Source organism: Pseudomonas sp. PF05, assembly GCF_056521845.1.
Map to the genome: position 1 here is coordinate 29,499 of NZ_JBWLPW010000014.1, position 12,671 is coordinate 42,169.

Sequence of the window (12,671 nt, forward strand, 5' to 3'; positions counted from 1 at the left end):
GTCTCAAGGGCGGATGTCACGCCCGTGGCTCAGCAGCAGTTCGGTGACCTTTTCGCAAAACGAGCGAATTACTTTCGACTCCATGTCGGCGCGCAGGGTAATGCGAATAGCGGCCTTGCCTTGCGGCAACACGGGGAAAAAAACCGCCGAGGTGAAATACCCCAGTTCGGCCAGTTCGACGGCCAGGCTGTTGGCCAGCGTCGCTTCACCGCAGGGCACCATACGGATTGCCATGGGACTGCCGCGCTGTTCGGTGCGCACGAGGCTGTCGAAGAAGCGGATGTTAGCCTGCAAACGCTCCTGCAAGGCGCTGAATTCTCGGCTGCGGTGAAGGCGGATCGAGGCCATGCCGGCGCCGATGGCCGCAGCGTTCAGGCTCTGGGACCAATTGCTCGGCCCACCGTAACGCTGCACCAGCGCTTTGTGCCGTTCACTGCCAAACATGACCAGCCCGCCACTGGCGCCGAATGACTTGGCCAGTGAAGCAACGATAAGGGTGCGCTCGTCCACGGCAGGGATGCGCGAACGGACCAGGCCTGCGCCGGACTCCCCGACCGTAGACAGTGCGTGGGAGTCATCCAGATAGAGAAACAGGCCATAGCGCTGCTTGAGATACATCAGGCTGTCCAGGTCCGCCAATCCGCCCATGCTGTAGGCACTGTCGGCTACGTAAGCCACGCTGCGCTGGCGTTTGCACAAGTCTTCAATGAAATCCATGTCGTTGTGCGGGCAGGTGATGACCTGGGTTTCATCGGCGCAGGCGGCCTTGCTGTGGTTCATCGAGTAATGGGCGTGTTTGTCGAACACCATGACCGGCGAACACTGGTTGGTGAACGCGCCGCTGGCCAGCAGCGGCAGGATTCCGGCGCTTGCAGCACTGCACGACAGGGCACTGAGGCAACTGGCGCCAAACAGTTCCGACAATTGGGTTTCGTACTGGTCCAGGATCGCCAGCTTGCAGCGATTTCTTGAGTTGGCGACCCGCAGGGTGCCGGTTTCCCACAGGGCAGTCATGGCACCGTCCAGCAACGCGGGGTGATAGTCCAGGCCCAGGTAGGACGTGGTACAGAAGTGATGAAAGGTGCGGCCGTATTGATCGACCAGCACATTGGGTGTCTTGACCTCGACATTCAGGCCTGAGATTTTTCCGGCTTCGGTGCCCTGCCAGTTCTGGTCTGCGAGGGAAATCATCTTGCGGTAGTGGGTGAAGTGATGGGGCGCTTGAGCCGTCTGGTTCATGGTGCGATTACATTCCTTGGTGAGTGGTTCTGTCCGTGGGCTGTTTCGATAGCGGTGTGTTTCCAGACTTTACAGATTGTTGTGCAGGGCTTTGAATCGGCCGTTTCCGGTGTGTTTGAGCGTTACGGGAGAGTTCTGTGTAGGACTTTGCCTAGGGCCTTGGACGGGGAATCCATCGGCGATGTCGGAGCTTGGGAATACCAGGGGTTTGCCCCAAGCCCGCTGGGTTATCACTCTTTTCTGAAGGTTGCTCACTCATGCTCACAGGCCTCAATCACCTGACCCTTGCTGTCACCGAGCTGGATCGCAGTGTGGCTTTTTATAACGAGCTATTGCAGCTGCGTCTTGAAGCCAAGTGGAACAGCGGGGCCTATTTATCGCTGCCGGGTTTGTGGTTGTGCCTGTCTCTCGACCCATTGCGCAGGCCCGAGCCGGCGGCGGACTACACTCATTATGCTTTGAGCATCGATGCCGAGGATTTCCCGGTGCTGGTGGCGCGGCTGAACGCGGCCCGGGTGTCATCGTGGCGAGACAACCGTAGCGAGGGTGATTCGTTCTACTTTCTCGACCCGGACGGGCACAAGTTCGAAGTCCATGTGGGCGACCTGGCGTCGCGGTTGAAGGCCTGTCGGCAGGCACCGTATGTCGGCATGGTGTTTTTTACCGAGCCGTGATGGGGCAGCGTCGGATCGAGTTGCTGCGCCTACTGGGCGTTTCATTCCCTACAGTTGATCGCCTACGCTATCCTCATCGGTACTGGGGGCGTCAGTCTCGCTCGTTGTATCGGCGTCACGAACTGACGATTACCCGCTTCGTTTACCGCTGCATTATCCGGATGACCTCCAGCCCCATGGACACTCGAAGTTCCGCGCCGCTGGCCAGCTACATCGACCTTCTGCTGGACGCGGTGTGTGCCGTCGACGGCCAAGGGCGTTTCGTGTTTGTCAGCGCTGCCTGTGAAGAAATTTTTGGCTACACCCCGCAGGAACTGATCGGCCAGCCGATGATCGATCTGGTGCACCCTGCCGACCGCCAGCGGACCCTTGAGGCGGCGCGGGAGATCATGGATGGCGAGCCCAAGCTCAATTTCGAGAACCGTTACCTGCGCAAGGACGGTCGAGTGGTGCACATCCTGTGGTCGGCGCGCTGGTCGCCGGCGGACCAACTGCGCATCGCCGTGGCTCGGGACATCACCGAACGCAAGCAGGCGGAGTCCCGGCAGGCGGCGTTGTATGCGATTTCCGAGGCGGCCCATGCCGCGGCGGACCTGATGGCGCTGTTCAAGCGCATCCACCTGATTATTGGCGAGTGGTTGCCGGCGCTGAATTTTTCGGTGGCGCTGTATGACGAACAATGTTCGCAGCTTAACTTCCCCTATCACGTCGATGACCGGGAAAGGCAGCCCGAATTGCCGGGCACGGTCACCGGGCGTTTGTGCGCCGAGGTGATTCGCAGTGGCCAGCCTATCCTGCTGACGCCCGGTGGCAGTCACTTGCCGCCGGGGTTCGACGACCTTGTGGCGCAGCCAGACGCGCCTTGTTGGCTGGGCGTGCCGCTGAACTCGCAGAGTGGCACGATTGGCGCGCTGATCGTCAAGAGTGCGCCGAACAACGTGCGCTACACCGAGCAGGACAAGGAGCTGCTGCAATACGTCTGCGTCCAGATCACCGTCGCCATCGAGCGCAAGCAGTTGCATGCCCGGTTGCAGCATATGGCTCAGTACGATCAACTGACCCAGGTGCCCAACCGCGAATTACTTCGTGAACGGTTCAAGTGCGCACTGACCACCGCCCGTGCTGCGTCCGGGCGCATGGCCTTGCTGTACATCGACCTGGACCGTTTCAAGCAGGTCAACGACACCTATGGCCACGGGGTTGGCGACATGTTGCTACAAGCGGTGGCCAAGCGTCTCAAGGGCTGTATCCGCGACACTGACACCGTGGCACGTATTGGCGGGGACGAGTTCGTGGTCCTGCTGCACAGCATCCATGCCTTGGAGGATGCCCAAAGCGTACAGGAGAAAATCCGCCATGCACTGGCCCAGCCGCTGCGTCTGGACGGGCACTGCCTGAGCATCGAGCCGAGCATCGGTGTGGCCTGTTTCCCCGATCATGGCACTGAAGATGTTGCCCTGTTCCGCCACGCCGACGAGGCGATGTATGCCGCCAAACGCCGGAATCACAGGGTGTTGGATATCGGATAGCGCGCCACCGTTCGTCGTGGTGCTGGACGTTTTTTCAACCTTTCGGGCTTTGCTCGTTTCAAATGTCAGGTGAGGCCCGCTCGCCGGAAACATCACTCACGATCGAACGAAGGTGTCTGCAGCGGGTCGCAGAAGTGGGAGAACCACCCTCGCGGCTGTCGACAGATGCCCGGCGAAAGCCGGAACTGGCCGCAACGGGGTCAGGCGTTTCGCCTGATCATTTGGGGTGGTTCTGATTCAGAGGCGGAGAACCCGCCAGAATTTTCATCAGAGGAGGGCGCGACCATGAGCCGTATGGCCAGCTTTTTTCGCATCACCAGTGTCGTCGTGCTGATGGGCCTGGGTGCCAACAGTGCCTGGGCCCAATCGCCTGCCGAATTCATCAACGATGCTTCAGCCAAAGGCATGGCCGACATCGAGACAAGTCGCATGGCCCACGGGAAAGCCGAATCCAGGGAGGTCAAGGACTACACCATCATGGTGATCAACGACCGCACCACGGCCAATCAACACCTGGCGAAGATCGCCAAGAAGCTTGACTTGCCCGTCGCTCCCCGGGAAGAAGTGGCTGACAAGGCCAAGGCCCTGATGCCGCAAGTCAAGGAAGGCGAGTCGTTCGAGGCTGCGTATGCCGCCAGCCAGGTCAAGGCCACCGAGGAGGCCATTGCGCAGATCCAGCAGGAGGCCCAGACCACCGAAGTGCCGGAGATCAAGGCCTTCGCCGATGAAACCCTGCCTAAACTGCAGACCCACCTCGAGATGGCCAGGGCGCTGCAGGCCAGCCGTTGATCTGCTGCGTTTTTGTATTCAGGGCCGGGACGTTCGCGTCCCGGCTGATTTTTGCCCGCCAGAAGGAGAGCGCTTCCAGCGCGTCTGCGTCAGCACTGGTTCAGGTCTACCTTGTTCTTTTCTTCCAGCCCTTCAAGACTCTTGGCTTCGCCCTGGCCCATGGCCTGGTAATGCTTTCTCAGCGCTTCCAGTTGCTTGAGGTCCAGCGACTCAAGGCCGAGCATCGCATTCTGTGCCTCCTTGGTCGCGCGCAATAACTCATCGACCTTGAGGTGCAAGATGTCGGTATCGCGGTTCTGCGTGTTTTGAATCAGGAACACCATCAGGAAGGTAATGATCGTCGTTGATGTATTGATGATCAGTTGCCATGTGTCATTGAAGTCGAAAAGAGGTCCGCTGAGGGCCCAGAGCGCCAACAAGACGATGGCGCCCAGGAATGTCTTGGGGCTCCCCGCCCAGAGGGCCAGTTTTTGAGCGATTTTTGCGAACGTCATTGCTGTGTTTCCTTATGGGATGCACCTGTCTGGTGTGACAGCAACGAGATGGTGAAAATTCTACTTACATTTCAGTTGCAAGCATCCGTCGACGTTCATCGTCCGGCGCGATGACAGTCGCAACCATTGCCACGCTCGCAGGTCTCTGCTTAAAGCCCTCAGCATCGGAATACATCATGAATTTCGCCCGCACTTTTTACCTCGCCTGCGCTTTGTTCGCCCTGCAAGGCTGTTTCGACAACTCGGATAACGAGACCAAGGACAACACCGACGGCACCAAGTCTTCGGTGCAGATGCAAGAGTCTGGAACGGAAAACAAATAGTCGTCTAGCTCAACCCTGTGGGAGCGAGCTTGCTCGCGATGGCGTCGGCTCAGCGATATCATGGGTGCCTGACACACCGCTATCGCGAGCAAGCTCGCACAGTTGGTGGTGGCGTCTCAGCGCCCTTGTTGCAACACCTTCAGCGCCGCCGAAGCCAGGAAGCCGGAACGGCTCTTCTCTTCAGGATGGTGCAACACATATTCATCAATACGATTGAGCAGGTAGCCGGGCAACGTGATGTTGAGTTTCTGCGCCTTGCCCAGGTACTTGGTCACATCGATGTCCACCAGTGCCCAGGTGCAGCCAGCATATTTCGGATTGGCTGCGTGCAGCGTCACAGTATTGGCCGGCGGAATCGGCGAGCCGTCTTCAGCCAGAATCTCGAAGTGACCCTCGATGGCCTCACGCGCCATCGCCATGGCCTCGTCCAGGTCGTCGCCTGCGGAAAAACAACCGGGGATATCCGGCACTTCAACACCCCAGGCGTGCTTGTCATCGCCCATGGAAATCGCAATCGGGTAAAGCATATTCATCGTCCTCCGGGAACGTCGCGCAACGGGCCGGCTGAAGCAGCGCCTGTTGCAAAATACTGATGGCCGTTTTCTTGAGCAGGTCCTTCTTCGGATGAGGAACCGTGACCAACCCCGGTTTGGTCGGGTGCTTGAAATGATGGTGGCTGCCCCGAACCCGCACCAGATACCAACCGTCTGCAATGATCTGGCTTATCAAAAATCGGCTATTCACAACACCTCCGTGTGGTGCGCTTGGTGGGTACTATACCTACTTAGAATGAATGATCAACACTATAACCACCAAGTTCGACATCGGTGGACTCGCGTGGTCACTGCAACGAAGTCTAGAAGCGGCGTGGTACAAGGGCGGCAGAGGGGCGGGGTGGGTTTATTTCGGGATGTGAAGCCGGACGAAAATACTTGTGTGGTGAGGGAGCTTGCTCCCGCTGGGCTGAAGCAGCCCTGGATTTACAGCTCAAATACCAGGGGCCACTTCGCGAAACTTCGGTCGCTATGACTGCTGCACAAACGTCAGCCGCACCGCAAACCCAATCAAAAGACTCCCAAACAACCACTGCTGCACGCGCTGGGCCGAAGGGGAACGCTGAAGCCAGCGACCCAGTGCAACACCCACCAACGCATAGGCGCTATCGAACAGCAGGCCGACGCCGACCAGTACCACGCCCAGGGTCGCAAACTGCCCCAGCACCGGCCCGCCTTGTGGATCGATGAACTGCGGCAACAGCACCGAGCAAAACAGCAAGGCCTTGGGATTGAGTAGATTGGTCAGCAGCCCACGTCGAGTCGCCTGGTGCCAACGCCGCTTTCCGGCCTCGACAGCGGCGTTTTCAAAATTCGGCAACAAGGTGGTCCGCAGGCATTGAAAACCGATCCATAACAAGTAGGCCGCCCCGGCCAGACGCACGACATCGAACGTCCACGGCGCGGTCTTGAACAAGGCCGAAAGCCCCAACGCCGCCAATGCGACATGACACCCACGAGCAACCCCCAGGCCCAACGCCGTCGCCAGCGCTGCGCCCCTGCCCTGACGGGCACCGGTTTGCAGCAGCAGAATCATGTCCGGCCCGGGCAACAGATACGCCACCGCCAACGCCATCAAAAACAACCCGAGCTCTGCCATGCCACACCCCTTCATCAACGATTCGCAAGTGACCAGTCTATGGCGGAGGGGCGGGGCAGGTGGTTGCGAAGTCAGCTTCTAAAGCTTAGGGAATTGGCATAACCTGCCACATATCTGCATCATCCAATCGGAAAATGCCAACTTATGAAACTGGACGCCTTTGACCGCAAAATCCTCGTCGCGCTGCAACGCGACGGCCGCCTGAGCAACGTGCAACTGGCCGAAGAAATCGGCCTGTCCCCGTCGCCCTGCTTGCGCCGCGTGCGAATGCTCGAAGAGGCGGGGGTGATTCGTGGTTACCAAGCCGTCCTGGACCGCGACGAAGTGGGCCTCGGGCTGACGATCTTCGTCGGCGTCAAGGTCGAACGGCACAACGACGAGCGAGCCGAAGCATTTCGCCAGGCAGTGACGGCATTGCCCGAAGTGATCTCGGCGTTCCTGGTATCGGGCGAGTCGGATTTTCTACTGCAAGTCGTGGTGCCGGACCTGCGGGCTTATGACCGTTTTGTCACGGGGCATTTGTTGAAATTGCCCGGCATCAGCGATATCCGGAGTAACTTTGCGATTAATACGGTGAAGACGCCGGGGGCGTTGCCGTTGGGGCATTTGCCTGGGGCTGAATAGTTTTTACGATGGGGATTTATCCACGTCCTAATAACATTCGCTGTTTGAATGCGTCGGGATTGAATGGGCGAGGGGGGCCGCTGGACTCACCGTCTTCAAGGGCCGAGCGGATATCCTTCAGTTCGGCATTACGTTCCTGAGCGCGCTGATTGGCAACGGTTATAGTTTTTCGAACGCTTCCCATGCTTGAGCCTCTAGGGACGTCGGTATTGCTAAGCCCCGCTGCGAAAGAAGCAGGGCTTAGCGCTGTCTGTCGGATGGGGTTCCCTATGTCCCCATGCTCAGGACTTACTGTCGATCTACTGCGCCTCGGATTTTTTCTTGGACTCAGCTGCTGGTCTTGGCGTAATGACTTTCACAACGTCATCAATCACCGCCTTGCTCATCTCCAACAAAAAGTGCGCAGCCCAGGCGTATCGGTCGGTGCTCTTTTCAAACGCCGCGTCTTCGGCAAGCCGGTGAGCGAGATGCAAAAGGTCCGATGCCCGCTCCAATGCTTCTTGGATGGGGACGCCGCCGTTGACACGGAACAGCGCTCGATCAGCGGAATAGTTGAAGGGGGTGTAGCCGATGGTTTTTAGCTCAGTGTTTTCGTTCATGGCCTGCCTCCGAAGGACGGAAGGTCGTTGGCCCCAAGCTGAGGCTTGGTTCGGTCAGCGTGGAAATAAGATGGAATTACGTTTCGCATAGTTTCACTCCTTGACTTGAGAAACCGCCGCCATCCTTTCCTAGATTCGGGTGGCGGCCGTACGTGGGCTAGGAACCGGGAATCAAGGCACCCGGCACACCCGAGGGTGTCCCACGCACAGCCGCCATAAAACATCATCGCAAACACAAAAAACGCCTGCAATTTTATGGGCGCTGTGCGCCTTGAATTCAACGGGTTCCTAGGCCCGGTCGCTGAATTTGCAGCGACGTCTGGAGAGTAGCCATCGAAGGACAAGGGCAACAAGGCGAAAACTCGCCGAAAAGCAACGTAAGCGCACCCCCTACGCAATTCTCGGATTTTGCCTACAAATATCCCGGGGCCATGCAATACGTGGCGAGGGAGCTTGCTCCCGCTGGGCTGCGCAGTGGCCCCTCTTGTGAGCGCTTCGCACTCAAGCGGGAGCAAGCTCCCTCGCCACGGGACTCATTTTTTCTCAGGACTATTGTCTATCTTTCCTTAACGGTCCCGTTGTTGAGGTGCGCAACGTCTCGTTGGGCGTAGTCGGCTTTCCAAAGATTGCCGGCGAGCCTGTAGGCGCCAGAGCGCGAAAAGCAGGGTGACGACAGAATGAAAAAGCCCGGCGTTCGGCCGGGCAGTTTTGGAATCCAGTAACGTAATCAGGCTTGCTTTTCACGCGCCGCCAGCATCACTTCATTCTGTTTTTTGGTGGCTTCGGTCAGCACTTCACTGTAGACGCGTTTTTTTTCTTCCGATTTCGCATTACGAATGAAGTCTGCGAATGGACTCGTGGACTCCTTTGTGGATCCGAGTTTCATGGTAAACATGGGGTTGCTCCGTCATTTATCCCAAGCATGGCCATCAGTTCGTGTCGCGTATGCTTCTCGGGGATATGGTAGTCGATCTTGTCAACGCCAGCCTTGTAGAGGCGTCCAGAATTATCAATGTGCTTCACAAGCAGATCGACATGTAGATCCTTGCCAAACTCTAGCTTAAGCGTGTTTACCGCGTCACGTGCTGCAAAGTATTGGTCGACGAAATGCTCAGGTCGAATCCTCCGTCCTTCGGCTTCCTCACGGGCCGTTACAAAGGCCCAAGCAAGCCTAGGATCTTGATAGACGTAGAGTATTTGTACAAATCTCCCCTTGTCGAGGCACCGCTGCACATTTTTCCTCGCGATATCTATATTTGAAAGAGTCCCATCCAGCAGAAAAGATTGCTTTCGATCTAGGGCGAGGTCAATCAGCTTCTCAACAAGAATTGAAACGGCACCTTGGAAAAGCCAGGCATTGCCACCTTGGTACGCTTCAAATTCGTTTCTGAGTTCGTCTGGATCAATTCGTAGGATGGGCGTATCACAGAAAAGGTTCAGCAGCGCTAAGGATGCTTCTGTTTTGCCAGCACCCGGCGATCCAGCCATGAAAACCGAAACAGGTTCTTTTTCGGGTGGATACTTGGTCTGATCCGTGAGCCGCTTGCCAATAGCCTTCTTGTTTGATCGGGAAAACCTGATCGCGTCATCCCAGATGGCCTGCTCTTCTCTCGTCATTCCAAGCCTTTTGTCTTCTTGCACTGGATGCGAACCCTCTTCGAGTGACTGGTGATTTGCCGTTTGTGCTCCGGGTTTTACCGTACCGCATGCGACACCTGGGAGGGGAAATTACGGCGTAATCCGCCGCGTTGACCTTGTCCAAGTGTTTCTAACCTAGAGGTGGCAAGGCCCCATTGGCCGGTGCGCTTCGCATAGCTGGTAGGTGATGAATCGAGATGTGCGTCACATGACATGACGCAGAGATCCGCCTCAGTCAATGGCTCAATTTTGAGCGTCTCTTGGTGACAACAGATCTGTATTGCGATGAAGAATTTAAAAAGCGCCTGCTGCACAACGCCTCGCAATAGCTTTGAGCATGCGTCGACGGATAAGCCCGCTGACCGGGCGAATCAAATACCAATACGACGTAAAACTTCGCAACGCATCCGCGTCGAGGCAATGCACCCGCGTTTGCGTGGTGACCCTCGTCAAGCCCGGTCGCAGCAACTGGCAGCTGAAACTGATGACCAGTTTCACATTCCCCGGTTCATTGAATAGCTCGAACGCTTCGGCATCCGCGACAACAACTTGGCCGTAGTCGGCTTTCCACAGTTTGCCGGCGAGCCCGTAAGCGACCTCTACGTCGCCGTTGCGCTGAAGCAACGTGAAATTATCCATGCCGAATGAAGCGCGTTGATCAGCGCCTGCATGCCGAGATCGACCCAACAGGCGCATGGGGAGTTCGCGAAGCTTGATTGCATACCGAAAAAAACGGTCGTCTTCGGGGCGGTGGGCGAGGATTGCCGCCATGGCATGGGAAGGCTCTACGGGGATGTCCACGGTATGCAATTCACTAAACTGATACGTAGGCAGATATGAGTCAATCAGGTGCATCCTTGCTCTCCTCCATAGGTACTCGGGCGCAAATCCCACCAGATTCCAGACCAAAAAAAAACCGGCCACCAAGAGCCGGTTTTTTAATCCCTCGCCAAAAAACATACGACGCAGGACCAGAATTCGATTGGAGCGGGTGAAGGGAATCGAACCCTCGTTATCAGCTTGGGAAGCTGGAGTAATGCCATTATACGACACCCGCTCAGAGCGGCTGACTTTGTACCAGATGTGGGCACGGATTTGAAGTTTTTCTTCATGCAACGTGCGGTCAGTCGTCTATGCGAGCCTCAAACCAGAGCGGTCACTGGCGGGCAGGCCCCGTTGCTGAAGGCGCAAAGGGGCTTGCTCGCCAGGACTCGGTTTCAGATGGCCAGTGCATGATGGCCCTGCACGTAGCTATAGCGCGGTCGGCTTTCGTGGTGTTCCGGTGTGAGGAAACCCATCAAGGCGTTACGGCTGTCGCGGCAGGCGGCTTTGTGTTCCATGTCCAGGAAGTGCCCGGTGGCTTGCAGCGTGCTGAAGCTGCTGTGCTGCACGTGATCGGCAAAGAGCCTGGCGTCGTCGGCCGCGGTGTATTCGTCCCATTCGCCGTTCAGGAACAACACCGGTACATTGATTTTTTTCGCGGCGTTGACATAGCACAACTGATCGCTGTGGAGCACATCGCTGATGTGGAAGTGCATCTGCCCGTACTCGTGCTCGGCCAAACTGCTGACGTGGCGATAGTTGAAGCGCTTGAACAGCGGCGGCAAGTGCTTGCCGATGGTGCTGTTGACCAGGTGCCCGACACGGTCGCCGTCCAGGCTGCCCAGATAATCCACACCGCGTTCCAGGTAGTCGCGCATTGGCGCATTGAGTACCGGCGAGAACGAGCTGATCACCGCTTTTTCGATGCGCCGTGGCTGCTGCGCCAAGGCGGTCAGCGTGGCGGCGCCGCCCCAGGAAAACGACAGCACATGCTCGGCGGCGAAGTGGTCGATCAGTTCCAGGAGAATCTGGCCCTCGATCTCTTTCGTCAGCATTTGCTCATGTCGATTGTGAGCCTTTGACTTGCCCGCGTAGGGTTGGTCGTACAGCACAACATTGAATTGCGGGTAGAGGTTTTTGGCGGTCTGTGCAAACGACGCGGTGGTGGCCATTGAGCCGTTGACCAGAATGATGGTCTTTTGTGCGGCGTCTGCGCGATAGAACTCCGTGTAAACCCGATACTGACCCTGTATATCCAGCACAGCGATTTCTGGCCTCATGTCATAAGACTCCTGGCAAGCGGGTATGCGCGCAATGAGATTGCACGGGCAATGTGACAGGTAGGCATACGCCTGGAAGATAAAGCCCATGTCGATCCAAAAAAAACGGTCGACGGGTGTTGTTATAGGCGGGCAGTTTGCCGGCGGGACAAGGCGGAACCTGAGGGTTCCAGCCGGCAAAAGGTTTCTTGGAAGTATGTTGTGACTCATCGGTCACATTTCGGCCGACGGTTTGATTCAAGCAGGGGGGCGACCGTTGCGCAAGTACCTATCGGAAAATTGTTCGACACTTCTGCCCAGCGGTAGCGGGCTCAGATGAAACGGACTTCTTCAAGGCTCAAGGCGCGGTATTGGCCCGGCTCGAGATGGGCGTCCAACGTCATCGGGCCCATGCGTTCGCGGTGCAGGCGCAGCACCTTGTTGTTGAAGTGACCGAACATGCGCTTGACTTGGTGATAGCGCCCTTCAACGATGCTCAAGCGCGCCGATCTGGGCCCCAGCAGCGTCAGCTCGGCTGGCTGGGTGGTGAGGTCCTCGAAGGCAAAGTACAGGCCCCGGGCGAAGGTGTCGGCGTATTCGGCCGTGATGATTTGCTCGGTTTCGACGTAGTAGACCTTGGGCAGTTTGGTCTGCGGTTGGGTCAGGCGCCGCGACCAGCTGCCGTCATTGGTGATCAGCATCAGTCCGGTGGTGTTGAAGTCCAGGCGCCCGGCGATGTGCAGGTCGTCCTTGTCCGGTTCGTCCAGCCAATCGAGGACGGTGGGGTGTTGCGGATCGCGGGTCGCACTGACACAGCCGGGCGGCTTGTGCAGCATGAAATAGCGCGCCGGTCGGCCTGCTTGCAGCACTTGGTCGTCGACTTCAACGCGACTGAACTCTCGGACTTGGGCATGGGGATCGCTGACGGTCTGGCCGTCGATACGCACCCGGCGTTCCACCAGCAGCAGGCGCACTTGTTGGCGATTGAATCGCGGCAGATTACTGAGGAAACGGTCGACGCGCATGGA

General features: G+C 57.6%; 16 protein-coding genes, 1 tRNA gene and 1 pseudogene. 5 read left to right on the forward strand and 13 right to left on the reverse strand.

All coding sequences use genetic code 11. The features are described from left to right. Window positions 1–3: 3 nt before the first annotated feature. The gene (locus AC09SL_RS21535; RefSeq protein WP_058543065.1) at window positions 4–1,239 is read right to left on the reverse strand and encodes an aminotransferase class I/II-fold pyridoxal phosphate-dependent enzyme; all 1,236 of its coding nucleotides are present in this window, start codon (window positions 1,237–1,239) and stop codon (window positions 4–6) included. A gap of 257 nt (window positions 1,240–1,496) precedes the next feature. Between AC09SL_RS21535 and fos the strand changes: the two genes are divergently transcribed. The 3 genes from fos (at window position 1,497) to AC09SL_RS21550 (ending at window position 4,231) form a co-directional block, all read left to right on the forward strand. Further along, a complete protein-coding gene (gene fos / locus AC09SL_RS21540; RefSeq protein WP_058543064.1) occupies window positions 1,497–1,913 on the forward strand; it encodes a fosfomycin resistance glutathione transferase in 417 nt (138 codons plus the stop codon). A gap of 176 nt (window positions 1,914–2,089) precedes the next feature. Further along, window positions 2,090–3,442, forward strand: a complete 1,353-nt coding sequence (locus tag AC09SL_RS21545; RefSeq protein ID WP_058543063.1) for a sensor domain-containing protein — start codon at window positions 2,090–2,092, stop codon at window positions 3,440–3,442. 285 nt (window positions 3,443–3,727) lie between these two features. Next, a complete protein-coding gene (locus AC09SL_RS21550; RefSeq protein WP_058543062.1) occupies window positions 3,728–4,231 on the forward strand; it encodes a DUF4142 domain-containing protein in 504 nt (167 codons plus the stop codon). An 89-nt stretch (window positions 4,232–4,320) separates the two neighbouring features. On the opposite strand, the gene AC09SL_RS21555 is transcribed toward AC09SL_RS21550, so the two are convergent. Continuing rightward, the gene (locus AC09SL_RS21555; RefSeq protein WP_057449713.1) at window positions 4,321–4,725 is read right to left on the reverse strand and encodes a low affinity iron permease family protein; all 405 of its coding nucleotides are present in this window, start codon (window positions 4,723–4,725) and stop codon (window positions 4,321–4,323) included. Between the two features lie 176 nt (window positions 4,726–4,901). Between AC09SL_RS21555 and AC09SL_RS21560 the strand changes: the two genes are divergently transcribed. After that, a complete protein-coding gene (locus AC09SL_RS21560) occupies window positions 4,902–5,048 on the forward strand; it encodes a hypothetical protein (RefSeq protein WP_165826044.1) in 147 nt (48 codons plus the stop codon). A gap of 116 nt (window positions 5,049–5,164) precedes the next feature. Here the strand turns inward: AC09SL_RS21560 and AC09SL_RS21565 are convergent, their stop codons facing one another. The 3 genes and pseudogenes from AC09SL_RS21565 to AC09SL_RS21575 all read right to left on the reverse strand — a co-directional run bounded on the left by AC09SL_RS21565 (window position 5,165) and on the right by AC09SL_RS21575 (window position 6,701). Continuing rightward, window positions 5,165–5,575, reverse strand: a complete 411-nt coding sequence (locus tag AC09SL_RS21565; protein WP_058543061.1) for a type II toxin-antitoxin system HicB family antitoxin — start codon at window positions 5,573–5,575, stop codon at window positions 5,165–5,167. 40 nt (window positions 5,576–5,615) lie between these two features. Continuing rightward, a pseudogene (locus AC09SL_RS21570) lies at window positions 5,616–5,792 on the reverse strand (type II toxin-antitoxin system HicA family toxin); the annotation flags it as partial. A gap of 279 nt (window positions 5,793–6,071) precedes the next feature. Further along, window positions 6,072–6,701, reverse strand: a complete 630-nt coding sequence (locus tag AC09SL_RS21575) for a LysE family translocator (protein WP_058543060.1) — start codon at window positions 6,699–6,701, stop codon at window positions 6,072–6,074. Window positions 6,702–6,845: 144 nt separating this feature from the next. Between AC09SL_RS21575 and AC09SL_RS21580 the strand changes: the two genes are divergently transcribed. After that, window positions 6,846–7,325 (forward strand): Lrp/AsnC family transcriptional regulator, encoded by a 480-nt coding sequence (locus AC09SL_RS21580; protein WP_003198732.1) that lies wholly within the window; start codon window positions 6,846–6,848, stop codon window positions 7,323–7,325. A 16-nt stretch (window positions 7,326–7,341) separates the two neighbouring features. On the opposite strand, the gene AC09SL_RS21585 is transcribed toward AC09SL_RS21580, so the two are convergent. From AC09SL_RS21585 to AC09SL_RS21620, 8 genes are all read right to left on the reverse strand, one after another. Next, the gene (locus AC09SL_RS21585) at window positions 7,342–7,509 is read right to left on the reverse strand and encodes a type II toxin-antitoxin system ParD family antitoxin (RefSeq protein ID WP_116643002.1); all 168 of its coding nucleotides are present in this window, start codon (window positions 7,507–7,509) and stop codon (window positions 7,342–7,344) included. A 115-nt stretch (window positions 7,510–7,624) separates the two neighbouring features. Then, window positions 7,625–7,924, reverse strand: a complete 300-nt coding sequence (locus AC09SL_RS21590) for a DUF3077 domain-containing protein (RefSeq protein WP_014337003.1) — start codon at window positions 7,922–7,924, stop codon at window positions 7,625–7,627. Window positions 7,925–8,651: 727 nt separating this feature from the next. Then, window positions 8,652–8,819, reverse strand: coding sequence for a hypothetical protein (locus AC09SL_RS21595; protein ID WP_165826043.1), 168 nt, complete (start codon window positions 8,817–8,819; stop codon window positions 8,652–8,654). Further along, window positions 8,807–9,541, reverse strand: coding sequence for a zeta toxin family protein (locus AC09SL_RS21600; RefSeq protein ID WP_058543059.1), 735 nt, complete (start codon window positions 9,539–9,541; stop codon window positions 8,807–8,809). The genes AC09SL_RS21595 and AC09SL_RS21600 overlap by 13 nt, the downstream gene beginning before the upstream one ends. Before the next feature lie 315 nt (window positions 9,542–9,856). Continuing rightward, on the reverse strand, window positions 9,857–10,417 hold the full coding sequence (locus AC09SL_RS21605) for a hypothetical protein (protein WP_058543070.1): 561 nt from the start codon (window positions 10,415–10,417) through the stop codon (window positions 9,857–9,859). A gap of 128 nt (window positions 10,418–10,545) precedes the next feature. After that, window positions 10,546–10,619 (reverse strand) — tRNA-Gly (locus AC09SL_RS21610). Between the two features lie 160 nt (window positions 10,620–10,779). Beyond that, a complete protein-coding gene (locus AC09SL_RS21615; RefSeq protein WP_058543058.1) occupies window positions 10,780–11,664 on the reverse strand; it encodes an alpha/beta fold hydrolase in 885 nt (294 codons plus the stop codon). Between the two features lie 311 nt (window positions 11,665–11,975). Continuing rightward, window positions 11,976–12,668 (reverse strand): pseudouridine synthase, encoded by a 693-nt coding sequence (locus tag AC09SL_RS21620; protein WP_058543057.1) that lies wholly within the window; start codon window positions 12,666–12,668, stop codon window positions 11,976–11,978. Window positions 12,669–12,671: the final 3 nt, after the last annotated feature.

Coding starts and splice junctions, on each gene's coding strand:
- AC09SL_RS21535 (WP_058543065.1), bottom strand. CDS start 1,239: ATGAACCAGACGGCTCAAGCGCCCCATCACTTCACCCACTACCGCAAG.
- fos (WP_058543064.1), top strand. CDS start 1,497: ATGCTCACAGGCCTCAATCACCTGACCCTTGCTGTCACCGAGCTGGAT.
- AC09SL_RS21545 (WP_058543063.1), top strand. CDS start 2,090: ATGGACACTCGAAGTTCCGCGCCGCTGGCCAGCTACATCGACCTTCTG.
- AC09SL_RS21550 (WP_058543062.1), top strand. CDS start 3,728: ATGAGCCGTATGGCCAGCTTTTTTCGCATCACCAGTGTCGTCGTGCTG.
- AC09SL_RS21555 (WP_057449713.1), bottom strand. CDS start 4,725: ATGACGTTCGCAAAAATCGCTCAAAAACTGGCCCTCTGGGCGGGGAGC.
- AC09SL_RS21560 (WP_165826044.1), top strand. CDS start 4,902: ATGAATTTCGCCCGCACTTTTTACCTCGCCTGCGCTTTGTTCGCCCTG.
- AC09SL_RS21565 (WP_058543061.1), bottom strand. CDS start 5,575: ATGCTTTACCCGATTGCGATTTCCATGGGCGATGACAAGCACGCCTGG.
- AC09SL_RS21575 (WP_058543060.1), bottom strand. CDS start 6,701: ATGGCAGAGCTCGGGTTGTTTTTGATGGCGTTGGCGGTGGCGTATCTG.
- AC09SL_RS21580 (WP_003198732.1), top strand. CDS start 6,846: ATGAAACTGGACGCCTTTGACCGCAAAATCCTCGTCGCGCTGCAACGC.
- AC09SL_RS21585 (WP_116643002.1), bottom strand. CDS start 7,509: ATGGGAAGCGTTCGAAAAACTATAACCGTTGCCAATCAGCGCGCTCAG.
- AC09SL_RS21590 (WP_014337003.1), bottom strand. CDS start 7,924: ATGAACGAAAACACTGAGCTAAAAACCATCGGCTACACCCCCTTCAAC.
- AC09SL_RS21595 (WP_165826043.1), bottom strand. CDS start 8,819: ATGTTTACCATGAAACTCGGATCCACAAAGGAGTCCACGAGTCCATTC.
- AC09SL_RS21600 (WP_058543059.1), bottom strand. CDS start 9,541: ATGACGAGAGAAGAGCAGGCCATCTGGGATGACGCGATCAGGTTTTCC.
- AC09SL_RS21605 (WP_058543070.1), bottom strand. CDS start 10,417: ATGCACCTGATTGACTCATATCTGCCTACGTATCAGTTTAGTGAATTG.
- AC09SL_RS21615 (WP_058543058.1), bottom strand. CDS start 11,664: ATGAGGCCAGAAATCGCTGTGCTGGATATACAGGGTCAGTATCGGGTT.
- AC09SL_RS21620 (WP_058543057.1), bottom strand. CDS start 12,668: ATGCGCGTCGACCGTTTCCTCAGTAATCTGCCGCGATTCAATCGCCAA.